General features: G+C 71.2%; 11 protein-coding genes and 1 riboswitch. Of the genes, 5 read left to right on the forward strand and 6 right to left on the reverse strand.

Annotation, left to right across the window (positions count from 1 at the left end; translation table 11 throughout):
- Positions 1–431 precede the first annotated feature (431 nt).
- A complete protein-coding gene (locus ACWEBX_RS14950) occupies positions 432–1,016 on the forward strand; it encodes a flavodoxin family protein (protein WP_451885268.1) in 585 nt (194 codons plus the stop codon).
- Positions 1,017–1,025: 9 nt separating this feature from the next.
- Here ACWEBX_RS14950 and ACWEBX_RS14955 read toward each other — a convergent pair whose 3' ends face one another.
- From ACWEBX_RS14955 to ACWEBX_RS14970, 4 genes are all read right to left on the reverse strand, one after another.
- The gene (locus tag ACWEBX_RS14955; protein ID WP_451885269.1) at positions 1,026–2,030 is read right to left on the reverse strand and encodes an ABC transporter permease; all 1,005 of its coding nucleotides are present in this window, start codon (positions 2,028–2,030) and stop codon (positions 1,026–1,028) included.
- Positions 2,017–3,156 carry an ABC transporter ATP-binding protein gene (locus ACWEBX_RS14960; RefSeq protein ID WP_451885270.1) on the reverse strand — a complete coding sequence of 380 codons (1,140 nt, stop codon included), beginning with the start codon at positions 3,154–3,156 and terminating at the stop codon, positions 2,017–2,019. The genes ACWEBX_RS14955 and ACWEBX_RS14960 overlap by 14 nt, the downstream gene beginning before the upstream one ends.
- 31 nt (positions 3,157–3,187) lie before the next feature.
- On the reverse strand, positions 3,188–4,453 hold the full coding sequence (locus tag ACWEBX_RS14965; RefSeq protein ID WP_451885271.1) for a LolA family protein: 1,266 nt from the start codon (positions 4,451–4,453) through the stop codon (positions 3,188–3,190).
- A gap of 278 nt (positions 4,454–4,731) precedes the next feature.
- The gene (locus ACWEBX_RS14970; RefSeq protein WP_451885272.1) at positions 4,732–5,748 is read right to left on the reverse strand and encodes a CHRD domain-containing protein; all 1,017 of its coding nucleotides are present in this window, start codon (positions 5,746–5,748) and stop codon (positions 4,732–4,734) included.
- 254 nt (positions 5,749–6,002) lie between these two features.
- Here ACWEBX_RS14970 and ACWEBX_RS14975 point away from each other — a divergent pair, with 254 nt between their 5' ends.
- On the forward strand, positions 6,003–6,578 hold the full coding sequence (locus ACWEBX_RS14975) for a COG4315 family predicted lipoprotein (protein WP_451885273.1): 576 nt from the start codon (positions 6,003–6,005) through the stop codon (positions 6,576–6,578).
- Between the two features lie 160 nt (positions 6,579–6,738).
- On the opposite strand, the gene ACWEBX_RS14980 is transcribed toward ACWEBX_RS14975, so the two are convergent.
- A complete protein-coding gene (locus ACWEBX_RS14980) occupies positions 6,739–7,749 on the reverse strand; it encodes a polyprenyl synthetase family protein (protein WP_355761912.1) in 1,011 nt (336 codons plus the stop codon).
- Positions 7,750–8,181: 432 nt separating this feature from the next.
- Between ACWEBX_RS14980 and ACWEBX_RS14985 the strand changes: the two genes are divergently transcribed.
- Positions 8,182–10,173 (forward strand): CocE/NonD family hydrolase, encoded by a 1,992-nt coding sequence (locus ACWEBX_RS14985; protein ID WP_451885274.1) that lies wholly within the window; start codon positions 8,182–8,184, stop codon positions 10,171–10,173.
- A gap of 539 nt (positions 10,174–10,712) precedes the next feature.
- A riboswitch (cyclic di-AMP (ydaO/yuaA leader) is annotated at positions 10,713–10,874 on the forward strand.
- Positions 10,875–10,878: 4 nt separating this feature from the next.
- The gene (locus ACWEBX_RS14990) at positions 10,879–11,649 is read left to right on the forward strand and encodes a transglycosylase SLT domain-containing protein (RefSeq protein WP_451885275.1); all 771 of its coding nucleotides are present in this window, start codon (positions 10,879–10,881) and stop codon (positions 11,647–11,649) included.
- Between the two features lie 77 nt (positions 11,650–11,726).
- On the opposite strand, the gene ACWEBX_RS14995 is transcribed toward ACWEBX_RS14990, so the two are convergent.
- On the reverse strand, positions 11,727–12,536 hold the full coding sequence (locus tag ACWEBX_RS14995; protein ID WP_451885276.1) for an HAD family hydrolase: 810 nt from the start codon (positions 12,534–12,536) through the stop codon (positions 11,727–11,729).
- Positions 12,537–13,255: 719 nt separating this feature from the next.
- On the opposite strand from ACWEBX_RS14995, the gene fahA reads away from it, so the two are divergent.
- On the forward strand, positions 13,256–14,485 hold the full coding sequence (gene fahA, locus ACWEBX_RS15000; protein ID WP_451885277.1) for a fumarylacetoacetase: 1,230 nt from the start codon (positions 13,256–13,258) through the stop codon (positions 14,483–14,485).
- Positions 14,486–14,667 lie beyond the last annotated feature (182 nt).

Here is a 14,667-nt window from a genome sequence, read left to right on the forward strand (position 1 = left end):
GCTCCGGTGGGTGGGTCGGGGCCGTGCCGGTGCATCAGCCCGTCGCCGTTGGGTGAGGGGTGGGCGTCGGTGGCGACGGGCATCGATGTACCGGCACGGCCCCGACGGCGCGTCGCCGACTGCGGGTGTGGCGTGGTGCCCCCTGCCCCCTGCGGCCGGATCCCGGCTGCCGCCTGACGCCTGCCGCCGGATCCCGGCTGTCGTCCGCCGTCCGCCGGTGCGATGTTCTGCCCCGGCCGGGGAAAATTTCAGCCCCTCCGGCGTTTGAGGAGCGGGGTCCGGGGCGGAGCCCCGGGACGGGAAGGGTAGGGGCGGAGGGGGCGAGACAACCTGGGGTGAGCCGACCCACGGGACCCGGGCCTGGACGGTAGATGCGTATGCATATATTGTTCACGCAAGTGATAGAGGCCGACGCATCTCAGGGGGAAACCATGACCCGCCGATTCCTGTTCGTGCTCGGCAGCAGCCGCCCCGACGGCAACACCGAGACCCTGGCCCGCAGGGCAGCCGAACAACTCCCCGCCGACGTCGAGCAACGCTGGCTGACCCTGGCGGAGCACCCGCTCCCCGACTTCACGGACCTGCGCCGGGACGGCGACCACGTACGCCCGCCCGCCTCGGGCACGGAGGGCACCCTGCTCGACGCCACCCTCGCCGCCACGGACATCGTGATCGCCTCCCCGCTGTACTGGTACTCGGTGTCCGGCCAGACCAAGCGCTACCTGGACTACTGGTCCGGCTGGCTCCGTACGCCCGGCGTCGACTTCAAGGCCACCCTGGCCGGCCGCACCCTTTGGGGCGTCACCGCGCTCGCGCACGAGGAGCCGGAGGTCGCCGACCCGCTGATCGGCACGCTGAACCACACAGCGGCGTACATGGGGATGCGCTTCGGCGGAGTCCTGCTCGGCAACGGCAGCCGGCGCGGCGACGTGCTGAACGACACCGCGGCGCTGACCCGCGCGAAGACCTTCTTCGCCCAGGAGGCACCGCTCGCGCGTTTCCCATACGAGGGGTGACGCGCGCGCTCAGGCGGTGATGTCCTTCGTCGTGAAGCGCGCCCACGCGGCCGACCCGAACACGGCGACGTACAGGCTCTGGAGGCCGAGGTCGCGGACCAGGTCGTCCCAGTAGACGGGGTCGCGCATGAGGTCGGCGAAGGACAGCCAGTAGTGGGAGAAGAAGTACGGCTGGAGCGCGTGGAGCTGGGGGATCTGGTCGAGGATCTGGACGGTGATCAGGAGGCCGACCGTCGTCGCCATGGCCGCGATGCCGCTGTTGGTGAGGGTGGAGACGAACAGGCCGAGCGCGGCGACACCGGTCAGTGACGCGGCCACGACCAGGGCGATGAGCAGCGCTCTGCCGAGCCCCTCGGCGAATCCGATGCGGGTCCCGGAGATCGTGGTCAGGTCGCCCAGCGGGAACAGCAGGGCACCCACCGCGAACGCCGAGACCGCCACCACCAGCGTCGCCACCAGGCAGAACGTCATCGTCGTCGCGTACTTCGTGAGCAGCAGCCGCGCTCGGCCCGCGGGCGCGACGAGGAGATAGCGCAGGGTCCCGGCGTTGGCCTCGCCCGCGATCGCGTCGCCCGCGATGACGCCGATCGCCATCGGCAGGAAGAACGGCAGCGTCGCGGCGAGCCCGGTGAACACCAGGAACAGGCCGTTGTTGGTGATCTGCGCGATGAACGCGGGGCCCTCGCCGCCGCCACCCGCGGTCGAGCCGTCTCCGGTCTCGACCCTGACGGCCACGCCGATGAGGATCGGCACGGCCGCGAGCACCCCGAGCAGCGCGATCGTGCGCCAGCGGCGGAACGTGGTGACGAGTTCGTCGCGGAAGAGTCCGAGGGTCCAGAGGGGGCGGGGTCGGCGGGTGGTTCCGGGTTTCGCTGTCGCTCCTGTGGGCGTTGGCGTACCGGCCGCCGCCGCTCCGTTGTCTCCTGGCTTCGCCGACGGGGATGCGCTTCCTTCTGTGCGCGCCTCCGGCGGCCTTTCCGCGTCCCGCTTCGGCAGACTCTCAGCCCGCGACATCGAAACCCTCCCCGGTCAGCGCCACGAACGCGTCCTCCAGCGAGGCCCGTTCCACTCCGAAGCCGCGGACCCGGACGCCCGCCGTCACCAACGCGGCGTTCAGTTCGGCCAGTTCACCAGCGGGCGGCTCCGCCGTCACTCCCGTCTCGGTCACGACGAGATCCGTGACGCCCTGCTCCTTGAGGATCCGCGCCGCGTCCCCGGTGTCCGGGGTGGTCACCACCAGCCGGCCCCGGGCACCGGCCGCAAGGTCCGCCACCGGGCCTTGGACGATCAGCCGTCCCTGGGCCATCACGGCCGCGTGGGTGCAGACCTGCTCGATCTCGTCGAGGAGGTGCGAGGAGAGGAAGACGGTCGTGCCGTCGGAGGCCAGCTCCCGGACGAGCGCACGGATCTCGCGCATGCCCTGGGGGTCGAGACCATTGGTCGGCTCGTCCAGGACGAGCAGCCGACGGGGCTGGAGCAGCGCGGCCGCGAGTCCGAGCCGCTGCTTCATCCCCAAGGAATAGGCCTTCGCCTTCTTTCCCGCCGCCGCGGTCAGTCCGACCCGGTCCAGCGCGGTCCCGACGCGTGTCCGCCGGGTGCGGGGATCGGCGGTCGGGTCCGCGGCGTCGTACCGGAGGAGGTTGTCCCGCCCGGAGAGGAAGCCGTACAGGGCGGGGCCCTCGATCAGCGCCCCGACGTGCGGGAGCACGTCGCGCGCGGACCGGGGCATGGGCCGCCCCAGCACGCTCGCCGTGCCCGAGGTCGGCTCGATCAGGCCCATCAGCATGCGGATGGTCGTGGTCTTGCCCGAGCCGTTCGGGCCGAGGAAGCCGAAGACGCTGCCCGCCGGGACGGTGAGGTCCAGGCCGTCGACGGCGAGCTGTCCGCCGCGGTACCGCTTGCTCAGCGCGCGGGTGGCGATCACCGCGCCCTCGGCGGACGCGGCACCGGCCTCTCCGGCCCGCCGTGCGGTCACGGCGGGCGACGCGGCGACCGCGTCGCCCGGAGCCCTCGCGGGCGCGGCGCCGAAACCTCCCGGGTCCCGGGCCGGCTCCGTGCCCGCTCTCGCCGTCCGCCCCGCGGGGACGTCGGCGCCCGCGGCGCGCGCCGGATCGGGCTCGTCGGCGGACAGCTCCTCCATGGGCTCCCTCGGTTCGGTTCGCCTGGTTGTCCTACTGGGCCGCGTCGGCCGCCTTCACCAGCGCGGCCTTGGTGACGGCCCCGGCGTACACCGTGCCGTCGTCCGTGATCAACGCGTTGACCAGGCGGGTCGAGAAGACCGTGCCCGAGCCGAACTTGCCCTTGACGTGGTCGCCGAGGGAGTTCAGGAACCCGTCGACGTCGCTGTTGCCGGTCGAGCCGGACGCGCCGGACGGCATGCCCTCGCCACCGGTGTCGAGGACGAGGATCGTGTTCCAGCCCTCGCCGATGGTCTTCGAACCGCCGAGCCCGTCGGCCGTGTCCTCGTGTCCCTTCGGCAGCACCTTCTCGAAGTCCTTCGGTCCGCCGCCCTTCGACTCGCCGCCCTTCGCGCCCTTCAGGTCGTCGCCCTCGGTGACCTTCGCGCCCTTCGGCGGCGTGAAGGCGAACGTCGACGCGGCCGGCCGGGAGAAGTCGACCTGGGTGAAGCCCGCGTCCACGACGGCCGCGCCACCGCTCGCCGGGGTCAGTGTGAACTTCAGCGGCAGCCCTGTCTTCGCGTCCACCGCGATACTGATCGCGCCGACCGTGGTGCCGGACTGCCGGGGCTTGACGACCAGCTTGTAGGCGTCGCGGCCGGCGACGTGGGCGGTGCCGTCGACGGTCACGGAGGTCGTGTCGTCCACGGACTTGAGGACCTCGTCGGCGAAGTCCTTCGGGGTGGCCGGGACATCCCGCGGCGCCTTGCCCTTGGCGCCCTCGTCGGCGTGCCCGGACTCGGCGGACGTCGAGTGGAAGACCTCGTTCGACTTGCTGTCGTACCCCCACACGTCCTTGCCGTTGTGGATGACGCTGTACTCGGCGGCGGCGTCCAGCAGGGAGACCTTGCCCCTGTCCGGGCCGTCGGCCGCGACACGCAGGGTGTGCGTGCCCGAGGCCAGTTCGAGGAGCTTGGACTGCGGGTCGGCGGAGGAACCGTCGCGCCCTCCGGCCGCGCCGGACAGCAGGCCGCTCTCCAGACCGCCCAGGTCGGGCAGCCCCAGATCTGTGCTGATCTTGACGGTGCCGGACAGTTGCTCGACGTCCGACTGGGCGATCTTCTCGATGAGTTGCTGCGCGGTGACCTTCGGCAGGTCGGGGTCTCCGGAGTCGGCGAGCGCCGGGACGAGTCCGATCGTCGCCGCCGCCACCCCCACCACCGCGACCGGAACGACGTACCGAGCGGCCTTGCGTCGCCCGGCGAGCCTGTCGTCGGCCTCCTCGGCCCTCGCGCTGTCGTCGGATTCGTACGGTGCCATGTGTGCCTTACCTCCGTCGTCGGCGGCGGCCCTGCCCTCGTTTCCGCTCCACTCCCAAGCCGCCATTCTCACCCGGACCGGTGAGGAGTGGTGTTCTCCATCTGACCAAATACGCCGGATGAACGCGTCAACCCGCGGGCTCAACTCCGCGTAGTCCTGCGGTATGACGTGAAAGGGCGGCGCCTCCCCCGGACCCGTAGGGGTCGCTCGCGGGGGAAACGCCGCCCTGGCGTCGCCTCGGCCGGTGTCCCGCCGGCCCGGCGGCCCGGCGGCTCGGCTCAGCTCTGCACGAACACGTAGTCGGCGCGGTAGGGAACACCCACGATCGCGCCCGGCGTGCACGAGCCCGCCGGGGCGACACCGCCCACCGTGTTCAGGCGCAGGACCTCCTGCGTGCCGGCCAGCAGACCATGGTCCCTGCCGGACTGCGTGGCCCTGAGATCGAGCTCGGGGATGTTCGTTGCGCCGTTCGGGGTCTTCGCGATCAGCGCGCCGGTGACGGCACTGCGGTCGGGCGCGATCCACTGCGGAGTACCGGAGTTGGGCTTCACGAACGAGTGAGCGATGTGGCCGCCGAGCCGTGCGGAGACATCGCGCTGGGCGAAGGCGTAGCCGCCGCCGTCGGCCGGCTTGCACTCGTAGATCTGCTCGCCCTCGACCACGGACGCCTGGAAGTTGTGCAGGGCGTTGCGGAAGTCGAAGGCGCCCGTCACCTTGTGGAGCTGTCCGCGGACGGCCCCGCCCGGGAACTTCGTGGTGTGCAGGTTGGCGTAGAACGAACCGGGATCGGTCTTCAGCGTGTCGAGCAGGGCCGTGTCCTCGACCTTGACGGTTCCGACAGCGCTGTGGCCCTTGATCCGGCCGAGCAGTCCGGTGAAGTCGATCTTGACGTCGCCGTTCGCTCCCTTCGCGCCCTGGTGGATGTGGAGCAGTGTGGGCCTGCCGGTACCGCGCCATTTCACGGCGACGGACACCTTGTCGCCCTCGACCTTGATGAACTCCAGCGCCGCGCCGTCCGGGTCGCCGACGGCGGGGCCGCCCTCGACGGGCACTTCGGCGGCGCCGCGCAGGCTCGCGGCGAGGACGGTGCCGCCGCTGCCGCCCATGACCGCGTGGCTGGTCACGACCGTCCGCGCGTCGCGCCCGGCGTGGTGCGCGCCGCCGCTCCGGCTCGTGCTCCCGGCGTGCGCGCCGTGGTCGGCGGCGGCCGCCGGGACGACGGCGGCGGCGACTCCGGCCGCGGCGGCCACCGCGACGCCGGTCAGGATCAGGCTCTGGCGACGCGTCGTGGACATGGCGTTCGATCCCATGATTCCGTTTTCTCCCCGTAACCCGGCCGACGCCCCCTGCGTCAGCTTCTGCGGAGGATTACGGACCCGGTTCGGCCCGGACTCACCCTCACCCTGTGGCACCGGTCACATCACTCCACATCACCCAGAAGCAGTCAAATATGGCGACCATTCGAGCAAAAATCGGCTCGAATCCGTACGTACGGGTGGCAGCAGCCGGAGCGCCCAGCACTCCGGGCTCACAGGATCGAGGGATCGCCATGGTTGCCATCAGGCATGTCACGGGATACGCCGCTACGGGCGCCGCCGTCCTGGCGCTCGCGCTCGCCGGATGCGGAGGGGGAGGCGGCGGCAGCGACAGCGGGACCAGCACCCCGCAGAAGAGCGGCTCCGCGCAGAGCGGCGGCTCGACGCAGAACGGCACGACAGGATCGGCGACGTCGACGCTGACCACCGCCAAGGTCGCGAAACTGGGCACGGTCGTGACCGACGGCAAGGGGTACGTCCTGTACCGCTTCGACACGGACTCGGCGAACCCGACCAGGGTCAGTTGTTACGACACCTGCGCCGCCCTCTGGCCCGCGGCCACGACCACGGCCAAGAGCGCGGTGACGACGAAGGGCATCGACAAGAGCCTGGTCTCCACGGTGAAGCGCAACGACGGCACCACCCAGATCACCCTCGCCGGCTGGCCCCTGTACCGGTACGCCAAGGACGACGAGCCGAAGGAGCCGTACGGCCAGGGAGTGGACGGAACGTGGTGGGCCGTCACGCCCAGCGGAGCGAAGATCACCACGCCGGTCGCGACGAGCACGGGAAGCGGCGGGGGCTACTGAAGTCCCCCTTCCGGGGGCACCTCTGGCATGGGCCGGTCATCCCGACCGGCCCATGACCGGTGACTCGCGCGTCGGCTTCCCGAACGGCTCGCGACCGGTGACCTCCGCGTCGGATTCCCGGCCGGCCCGTAGCGGGTGAACCGGTGACCCCCGCGTCGGCTCAGCCGGCCCGGTGCACCACCGCGTCCACCAGCTCGACCAGCGCGGCCTTCGCGTCGCACTCGCGCAGCGGGGCCAGCGCGGCGCGCGCCTCCTCCGCGTACCGCACGGTGTCCCGGCGCGCCTGCTCCAGCGCGGGGTGCTCCCGCAGCCGGGCCAGCGCCTCGGCGTGCCGCGCGTCGTCCGTCAGGTCGGATTCGAGCAGCTCGCACAGTGCGATGTCCTCGGCGAGGCCCAGCCGCTCGGCGCGCTCGCGCAGCCGCAGCACCGGCAGCGTGGCGATGCCCTCGCGCAGGTCCGTCCCCGGCGTCTTGCCGGACTCGTGCGAGTCGGAGGCGATGTCGAGGACGTCGTCCGCGAGCTGGAAGGCGACGCCGAGGCGCTCGCCGTACTGCGTGAGCACGTCCACGACGGTCTCGTCGGCGCCCGACATCATCGCGCCGAACCGGCACGCGACCGCGACCAGCGACCCGGTCTTGCCGCCGAGCACATCGAGATAGTGGTCGACCGGATCGCGGCCGTCGCGCGGTCCCGCCGTCTCCAGGATCTGTCCGGTCACCAGCCGCTCGAACGCCTCGGCCTGGATCCGGACCGCCTCGGGCCCGAGGTCGGCCAGGATGTACGAGGCGCGGGCGAAGAGGAAGTCACCCGTGAGGACGGCCAGCGAGTTGCCCCAGCGCACGTTGGCGCTGTCCACCCCGCGCCGGACCTCGGCCTCGTCCATCACGTCGTCGTGGTACAGCGTGGCGAGGTGGGTCAGCTCGACGACAACGGCCGAGGGCACGACACCCGGCGCGTAGGGGTCGCCGAACTGCGCGGCGAGCATCACGAGCAGCGGCCTGAACCGCTTCCCGCCGGCCCGCACGAGGTGCTGGGCGGCTTCCGTGATGAACGGGACCTCGCTCTTGGTGGCTTCGAGCAAACCCTCCTCGACAGCCGCCAATCCGGCCTGGACATCGGCTTCGAGAGCCTGGTCCCGCACGCTCAGCCCGAACGGCCCGACGACGGTCACGAGAGGTTCTCCTGTCTGCTGACGATCACATGGCGAACTCGGTCGATCAATCGGTCGATGACACGGTTTGTCGATGTGTCGCTGCCATCACTCAAGTCAGCGTATCCGGTCACGTTTCGATCACCGCGAGCGCCCACCGTCCCCCGGCCCACTTCGCTCCGCCAGGAGGTATGCGGGAGTACACCCGGAAGGCACACGGGAAGCACCTGCGTGCCCCAACGACGGGTACCCCGGCTCACGGGCGCCACCCGATCACCGGCGGTATGTTCATGATCAGACGATGTGAACCGACTTGCGACGACATGCTGCGAAGCACCCGGAAGAGGCCACCGTGTCCCACAGCCGTGCCCGGCCCGTGTACGGCCGGGACCCGACGATCCCCGCTCTTCCGGCCGTGCCGCACGACGCATTCCGTCCACTGAGGTGACGCTCATGCACATCCGTACGTCCTTCCCTTACGAGACCACTCACGAGGACGTCCTCGTCCCTCTCCCGGACGGCACCCGTCTGTACGCCCGGATCTGGCGGCCGCTGACCGAGGAGCCGGTACCGGCGCTCCTGGAGTACGCCCCGTACCGCCTGAGCGACTGGTCGGCCCCACGCGACCAGCAGCGCCACCCCTGGTACGCCGGGCACGGCTACGCCTCCGTCCGCGTGGACGCGCGCGGGCACGGCAATTCGGAGGGCGTGCCGGGGGACGAGCGGGCGGGGACCGAGCCGGACGACGGGGTGGAGGTGGTCTCCTGGCTGGCCGCCCAGCCCTGGTGCACCGGCCGGGTCGGCATGTTCGGGATGTCGTGGGGCGGCTTCAGCTCCCTCCGCGTCGCGGCCCGCGCACCCGAGCCGCTCAAGGCTGTCGTCACGGTCTGCTCGACCGACGACCTCTATGACAACGACGCGCACCACGCCGGAGGTTCCGTCCTCGCCGTCGACACGCACGCCCGGTCGGCCCGTCTGCTCGCCTTCGCCGCCCGCCCGCCGGACCCCGCGCACGTGGGCGAGGGGATGTGGCGGGACATGTGGGAGAAGCGACTGGAGGCGGTCACCCCCCGCGCGCACACCTGGCTGGCCCACCAGACCCGGGACGCGTACTGGCGCGAGGGCGGCGTCCGCGAGGAGTACGGAGCCATCCGCGCGGCGGTCCTCGCCGTCGGCGGCTGGCACGATCCGCACCGCGACACGGTGCTGCGCCTGGTGCGGAACCTGCCGCCGGATCGCGTACGAGGTCTCATCGGCCCCTGGTCCCGCCAGTACCCGGACCGGGGCCTGCCGCCCGGACCGGCGATCGGCTTCCTCCAGGAGACGCTGCGCTGGTGGGACCACTGGCTCCGCGACGAGGAGACGGACTCCGTCCCCCTTCTGCGCTCGTACGTGATGGACGCGCACCCTCCGGCGACCGCGTACGAGCGGATCCCCGGCCGCTGGGTGGGCGACCCGGCCTGGCCCTCACCCTCGGTGACCCCGGTCACGTACGCGCTCCAGGGCGCCCCGCTGCCGGTGCGGTCCCCGCAGCACACGGGGGTCGACGCGGGCTGCCTCTTCCCCTCGGGCGACGACGCCGACCTGCCGCCGGACCAGCGGGAGGAGGACGCCCGGTCGGCCTGCTTCGAGTTCGAGGTGACGGAGGAGACCTGGGTTCTGGGCCGCCCCCGGGTCAATCTGCGGCTGACGTCCGCGTCGCCCAGGGGCCAGGTGATCGCCCGGCTGTGCGACGTGGCCCCGGACGGAGCGTCCACGCTCGTCACCCGGGGTGTTCTGAACCTGTCGGCGCGCCGGGGCCCCGACCAGGCGGTTCCCTGGCGACCCGGCGCCACGGAGCACGTGGTCCTCGACCTGAACGCCATCGGCTACGCGTTCCCGGCGGGCCATCGCATCCGGCTGGGCGTCTCCTCCACGTACTGGCCCTGGCTCTGGCCCCAGCCGGGCTCGGAGACCGGCTTCACCCTGGAGCCGGTCGGCAGCGTCCTCGAACTCCCGGTACGGGCACCGGAGTCGGACCCCTCGATCACCTTCGGGGAACCGGAGGAGGCCGAACCCCTCGGCGTGACCGTCTCGGCGACCCTGGACGAGCCCCGCCCGCGGCGCCTGGTCCTGCGCGACGTGGCCGCGGAGACCTGGAGCCTGGAAGTGGACCCGGGGCGCGTCGGGACCCGGGTGTTCCCCGACGGTCTCGAATGCACGGAGGAGGCCCGGGAGACGTACACGATCGACGCGGCGGACCCGCTGTCCGCCCGCGCCCACGCGGTCTGGTCGATCCGGCTGCACCGGCCCGAGCTGCCGTGGGACGCCCGCGTCGAGACGGTCTCCGCCATCGCCTGCGACGCGCAGGACTTCATCACGACCGACGAACTCGTCTGCAAGAACGGCGACGAGGTCGTCTTCCACCGGACCTGGGAGAAGCGCATCCCCCGCACGGCCGGCTGACCGGGCCGACCGGGCCGACCGACCAGGCCGAACAACTAAGCCTACTAACAAGGAAGTTCACCGTCTGTGGGGCGTGCGCACGCCGAACTCTGCTGACAGGACGTCCACTTCGCCACGCGCCCACCGGGGTTCGGCCCGCTTCCGGCCCGGCGCTCCCGCCCGGGACCTGCCGCGTTCGCCGATGTGGCCCGCGCCACAATTCCCGTCGCGCCAGGGGCCGCTCGGCGCCTTCCGAGGGGCTCGAAAGCGTCCGCCGACGCAGGCGCAATGCCCGAATTACCCCCTCATGGTGCCTTAATGCTCTTTGGTCTCGTGAGTTGGGTCACCGGCCCGCCGGGCCATCGATGGACGCCCCTTATGGATCAACCCGTTTGCGAAAGGCAAGTTGAGGATCCAATTCCGGCACAATCGGACTTTTCACCCTCGCATTAACCAGGCCAAAGCGATCTTCGCGGTCAAATCTCGTCTTGTTTCGGACATGTGCTCTCGCATACGTTCTGGTTGACCCCGGGCGGATCGCCGAATCCTGCCGCCGCCCGGAAACCCATCGACCCACGCACGGCAGGAGCGGGGGAACCACAGGTAAGCCGCCGGTCCGGACACACCCGGAACGGCTTGGGGTGAAGCCGCGCCCAGAGCGCGGCCGGGCATCTCCCGCCCGAACCCGACAGCTCACCTCGCAGGCGTCGGAGAGGACATTTCGCCATGCCCGTACGAGCCAAGCACCGCCGCAAGAAGACCAACGTCATCACCCGGGGCATGATCGCCGCCGGCACGGGTGGCATCGCCCTCGCCCTCCCCCTCGTGAGCGCGACCGGCGCCAGCGCCGCCACCCCGGCGCAGGCCCCCCAGGCGGCCAAGACCGCCCACACCGCGGTGGTCCCCAACGTGCAGCTCGTCACCTACAAGGTGGTCGCCGGCGACACCCTGTCCAAGGTGGCGAAGAAGTACCCCAAGAGCGGTGGCTGGAAGAAGCTGTACGCGGCGAACCGCGCGGTCATCGGCGACAACCCCGCGATGATCCGTCCGGGCCTGAAGCTGACCGTCGGCACGAAGACGCTGAAGTCGACGACCGTCCGCACCACGGCGAACGCGACCGCCGCCGTCGCCAAGTCCAAGGCGACCACCGTCACCCAGGCCGCCGCCAAGACGTACTCCAACGACCTCGACGGCTGGATCAAGGAATCCCTGGACGTCATGGCCAAGGCCGGCATCCCGGGCAGCTACGACGGCATCCACCGCAACGTGATACGCGAGTCCTCCGGCAACCCCAACGCCATCAACAACTGGGACTCCAACGCCGCCGCGGGCATCCCCTCCAAGGGCCTGCTCCAGGTGATCGACCCCACGTTCCAGGCGTACCACGTCGCCGGCACGTCGTCGAACATCTACGACCCGGTCGCCAACATCACCGCGGCCTGCAACTACGCGGCCGACAAGTACGGCTCCATCGACAACGTCAACGGCGCCTACTGATCCCACCCCCGCACCACCTGCTTCACCCGCACCCGCCGACGGCGCCTTCCGGCCCGTCGGCGGGTGCGTCGGCGTCGCTAGAAGCCGAAGAGGCGCTCCAGGACGACCGCGACCCCGTCGTCCTCGTTCGACAGGGTGACCTCGTCGGCCACCGCCTTCAGTTCCGGGTGGGCGTTGGCCATCGCCACACCCCGGGCCGCCCAGTCGAACATCGGGATGTCATTGGGCATGTCACCGAAGGCGAGCGTCGCACCCGGCGTGAGCCCGAGATGCGCCGCGGCCAGAGCGAGGCCCGTCGCCTTGGTCACCCCGCATGGCTGGAGTTCGACGGTGCCGGGCCCGGACATGGTCACCGTCGCCAGCGAACCGACCACTCCGCGCGCCGCCGACGCCAACTCGTCGTCGGACAACGACGGGTGACGGAGCAGCACCTTGCTGATCGGCTCCGCCCAGAGGTCGTCCCGACGCGGCACCCGCACCGCGGGCAGGGTCGGGTGCGGCATGACATACCCCGGCTCGATGAGCGTCAGCCCGTCCACGCCGTCCTGGTCGACCGCCGCGTACAGCAGCCCGACCTCCGCCTCGATCTTGCCGAGCGCCGTCTCCGCCAACTCCCTGTCCAGGGTCACCGACCAGAGCATGCGGTCCGCGCCGGCGTCGTAGAGCTGCGCCCCCTGACCGCACACCGCCAGCCCCTCGCCGCCGAGTTCGTCGAGAAGCGGTCGCACGCGCGGTGCGGGACGGCCCGTGACCACGAGATGCCGGGCACCTGCCTGGGTCACCTTCGCCAACGCGGCCCGTGACCGGTCGGAAAGTGTGTCGTCGCCGCGCAGCAGCGTTCCGTCCAGGTCAGTGGCGATGAGTGAATATGCAGTCGGAGCGGCCATGATCCGAAGAATACGGATCGAACGACTCATCGGCCCGGCCTGAACCGGACGACGTCCGGTATCCCGTCAGCAACGCCGTTCACCGCACGGTGGTAAGCGCGTTGCGACCGCTTCGGATCACCCACGCTCCGCTTCCGCCCACACCCACTTTCCCGCACAGGACCACCCACAACTCCCCAACACCCCCTGCACCAAGGCCAACTCGGCCCGGCATGGAAATCGTCCATCACCAAGTCCGTTACGCACCATCTCTGTTGGGGCGAGCCAAGGCGAACTCCCTCTCGCGCGAAACGCACCCCGGGACCGTGCACGGCAGCCGCGCGGAGTCACGGGCGGCCGCGGGCGGGGCGCGGAGCGGCGGGTGGGAGCGTGGGGCGGTGGGCGGGAGCGTGGGGCGGTGGACCGTCGCGGGCGGGGGCGCGGACCCGCGGACAAGAGCGGGCGCCAACGCGGCACGAACGAGGCAGGAGCGCGGCGGCGGCTCCGACAAGCACGGTCCGGGGCCGGGTTCGGCACCCTGCATCGCGCTTCCGTACACGCTTCCGTACGCCGCGGATCGCCAACCGCCGGTTCCACACCGGGCCAATTCAGGCATTGCGCACTCTTTAGGCCCTGCCACTGCGGGGACACTCCCCCGTAACGTGTGCTCCGACCACATCAAACGCGTGGAACTCATGGCTCACATGGCGAGTACGAATCCGAAAGCGAGGCACCTACCGATGCCCCCCTTCGATGTCCCCGAGGGCGATCCCTTCGGTCCGCACAACCTGCCGTACGGCGTGTTCTCCCTGACCGACCCGGCCGGCGACGCCGAACGGCGCGTCGGCGTACGGCTCGGCGACCACGTGCTCGACGCGGGTGCGGCAGCCCGCTCACTCGGCTCCCCCTACGCCGGGTTGCTCGCGCAGCCGACCCTCGACCCGTTGCTCGCCGCGGGCCCCACCGCCTGGTCCGATGTCCGGCGCGCGCTGACGGCCTGGGTGACCGTCCCGGCCCACCGGGAAACCCTCGCTCCCCATTTCCACCCGCTCTCCGACGTGACGCTGCACCTCCCGTTCACCGTCGCGGACTACGTGGACTTCTACGCCTCCGAGAACCACGCCCGGAACGTCGGCCAGATCTTCCGCCCCGACGCCGCCGACTCCCTCACGCCGAACTGGAAGCACCTGCCGATCGGCTATCACGGCCGCTCCGGCACCGTCGTGGTGTCCGGCACGGATGTCGTCCGCCCGTCGGGCCAGCGCAAGGCTCCCGCGGACGCCGCCCCGGTCTTCGGCCCTTCGATCCGCCTGGACATCGAGGCGGAGGTCGGCTTCGTGGTCGGCACCCCCTCGGAACAGGGCCGGCCGGTGCCCCTGGGCGACTACCGCGACCACGTCTTCGGCCTCTGCCTGCTCAACGACTGGTCGGCGCGTGACATCCAGGCCTGGGAGTACGTCCCGCTCGGCCCCTTCCTCGGCAAGTCCTTCGCCACGTCCGTGTCGGCATGGATCACCCCGCTGGACGCCCTCGACGACGCCCTGGTGGCCCCGCCCGTCCGTACGCACCCCCTCCTCCCCTATCTCGACGACGCCTCCGAGGAACCGGGCGGCTACGACCTCCGGATCTCCGTGGCCATCAACGGCCACGTCGTCTCCGAACCCCCCTTCTCCACGATGTACTGGACGGCCGCCCAGCAACTGGCCCACATGACGGTCAACGGTGCCTCCCTGCGCACCGGTGACCTCTACGGCTCCGGAACCGTCAGCGGCCCCACCGAGGGCGAGCGTGGCTCGCTGCTCGAACTCACCTGGAACGGGCGCGACACCCTCGAACTCCCCGACGGCAAGCGGACGTTCCTCGAGGACGGCGACGAGGTCACGCTGACGGCCTGGGCACCGGGTCCGGGCGGGACCAGAGTCGGCCTGGGCGAGGTCCGGGGCCGCATCACTCCGGCCGTCTCCCCGTAGAGGTCTCCGGGGAAGCTTCGGGGCCCCTGGAGAGGGTCCCGGGGCGCGCTTCCAGGAGAGACATCCGGGAGACGCGTCTGGGAGGGACCTCCAAGAGGGACCTCCCGGACACCCCTCCGAGAGAGGCCTCCAGCGGGAACGAGGTCCGTGTCACGGTGGCCAGGATCCTGGCCACCGCGCCC

Source organism: Streptomyces sp. NPDC005070, assembly GCF_053600395.1.

Excerpts from the sequence above, each read along its gene's own strand:
- ACWEBX_RS14965 (WP_451885271.1), bottom strand. The coding sequence starts at position 4,453 with ATGGCACCGTACGAATCCGACGACAGCGCGAGGGCCGAGGAGGCCGAC.
- ACWEBX_RS14955 (WP_451885269.1), bottom strand. The coding sequence starts at position 2,030 with ATGTCGCGGGCTGAGAGTCTGCCGAAGCGGGACGCGGAAAGGCCGCCG.
- ACWEBX_RS14985 (WP_451885274.1), top strand. The coding sequence starts at position 8,182 with ATGCACATCCGTACGTCCTTCCCTTACGAGACCACTCACGAGGACGTC.
- fahA (WP_451885277.1), top strand. The coding sequence starts at position 13,256 with ATGCCCCCCTTCGATGTCCCCGAGGGCGATCCCTTCGGTCCGCACAAC.
- ACWEBX_RS14950 (WP_451885268.1), top strand. The coding sequence starts at position 432 with ATGACCCGCCGATTCCTGTTCGTGCTCGGCAGCAGCCGCCCCGACGGC.
- ACWEBX_RS14995 (WP_451885276.1), bottom strand. The coding sequence starts at position 12,536 with ATGGCCGCTCCGACTGCATATTCACTCATCGCCACTGACCTGGACGGA.
- ACWEBX_RS14960 (WP_451885270.1), bottom strand. The coding sequence starts at position 3,156 with ATGGAGGAGCTGTCCGCCGACGAGCCCGATCCGGCGCGCGCCGCGGGC.
- ACWEBX_RS14970 (WP_451885272.1), bottom strand. The coding sequence starts at position 5,748 with ATGTCCACGACGCGTCGCCAGAGCCTGATCCTGACCGGCGTCGCGGTG.
- ACWEBX_RS14975 (WP_451885273.1), top strand. The coding sequence starts at position 6,003 with ATGGTTGCCATCAGGCATGTCACGGGATACGCCGCTACGGGCGCCGCC.
- ACWEBX_RS14990 (WP_451885275.1), top strand. The coding sequence starts at position 10,879 with ATGCCCGTACGAGCCAAGCACCGCCGCAAGAAGACCAACGTCATCACC.